Origin of the sequence: Mesorhizobium sp. M7A.F.Ca.ET.027.03.2.1, from assembly GCF_003999175.1 — a bacterium.
Classification (GTDB): domain Bacteria; phylum Pseudomonadota; class Alphaproteobacteria; order Rhizobiales; family Rhizobiaceae; genus Mesorhizobium.
In genome coordinates, this window is the sequence record NZ_RZOM01001325.1 from 1 (window position 1) to 1,411 (window position 1,411).

Consider the following 1,411-nt stretch of genomic DNA (forward strand, 5'->3'; position numbering starts at 1 on the left):
GTTCCATTCCGATGCACTGATCGCCGAATTGCAGGATGCGCTGGTCGAGACCTGGGATGCGCTCGGCATCCCCTATGGCTCCGCCGGGCGGCCTTCGGTGGCCAAAAGCGACCGCATCATTCCCCTGCTGGTCCCCAAGTCAGGTGGCTGAAGCCGTTTGAAACTCTACTCCGGCGGCTATCTGGCTCGCCGGAGCGATTTTCAATCCGCGCTTCGTCGACGGCTCAAACTACCTTCATCCACTTCGCCAGCCGGTGTGCCGCTTCCTCGACCTGATCGAGGCGGCGGTGGAAACACAACCGCAAAAACGCCTCGCCGCCGGGGCCGAAAGCGGTGCCTGGCGCCAGGCCGACATTGGCCTTGTCGACAATGTCGAAGGCAGCGGTGCGTGAATCGGTGATGCCGTCGACAGTGAAAAACAGATAGAACGCGCCCTGCGGCACCGTGAACCGGGCGCGGCCGGTGGCGCCGAGAATGCCGCAGACAAGGTCGCGCGCCTTGCGCGCCCGCTCCACCTGTTCGGCAACGAAGGCATCGCCCTCGTCAAGGGCGGCGGCCGCGCCGCGCTGCATGAACTGGGCGACGCCGGAGTTCGAATACTGGATCAGGTTCTCGAACACCTGCTGCAAGCTCGGATGCGTCTTGATCCAGCCGACGCGCCAGCCGGTCATCGCCCAGTTCTTGGAGAAGGAGTTGACGTACAGGATGCGGTCTTCCGCCGACGCGATGTCGAGGAAGGACGGCGCGCGGCCGTGGCCATAGTGGAAAAGCGAATAGATCTCGTCGGCGATGATCCAGAGGTTTTTCGCGCGTGCCAGATTGAGGATGGCCTGCAAGGTCTCATGATCGGCGGTCCAGCCGGTTGGGTTCGACGGCGTGTTGATGAACAGCGCCTTTGTGCGCGGCGTGATCGAAGCCGCGATCTTCTCGACGTCGCAGGACCAGCCATTGCCGGAATGATCGAGCGTGACCGCGACTGGAATGGCTCCCGCTATCGCTGCCGCGGCATCGAAATTCGGCCAGGCCGGCGACAGATAAACCACCTCGTCGCCCACGCCGGCGAGCGCGTCGAGCGCCAGCTGGATGGCATGCATGCCGGAGCCGGTGACGATGAATTCTTCCTCCGGGAAGGTCTTGCCGAAATGCCTGGCATAGTATCGGGAGAGCGCCTGCCTGAGATCGGGGATGCCCCTTTGCCAGGTGTAGAATGTCTCGCCGCCGGCCAGCGCCTTCGACGCGGCATCGGTGATGAAGGCTGGCGTCGGCAGGTCGCCCTCGCCGGCCCAGAGCGGAATCATGCCTTCGCGCAGGCGGCCGTAATTGACGACGGCGACAATGCCGCTTTCGGGTGCCGCACGGGCCTCGGTACGCAAGCTGTCGATCAGGGTCATTGGCGGGTCCGTTTTGTTTT

The 1,411-nt window shown here is 63.8% G+C and carries 1 protein-coding gene and 1 pseudogene; one reads left to right on the forward strand and one right to left on the reverse strand.

Translation table 11 applies throughout. The annotated features are described in order from the left end of the window. Positions 1-151, forward strand: a pseudogene (locus EN750_RS41185) (5-aminolevulinate synthase); the annotation flags it as partial. Between the two features lie 73 nt (positions 152-224). Here EN750_RS41185 and EN750_RS34305 read toward each other — a convergent pair. Beyond that, positions 225-1,391 (reverse strand): pyridoxal phosphate-dependent aminotransferase, encoded by a 1,167-nt coding sequence (locus tag EN750_RS34305; RefSeq protein ID WP_127399275.1) that lies wholly within the window; start codon positions 1,389-1,391, stop codon positions 225-227. Between the last annotated feature and the right edge of the window lie 20 nt (positions 1,392-1,411).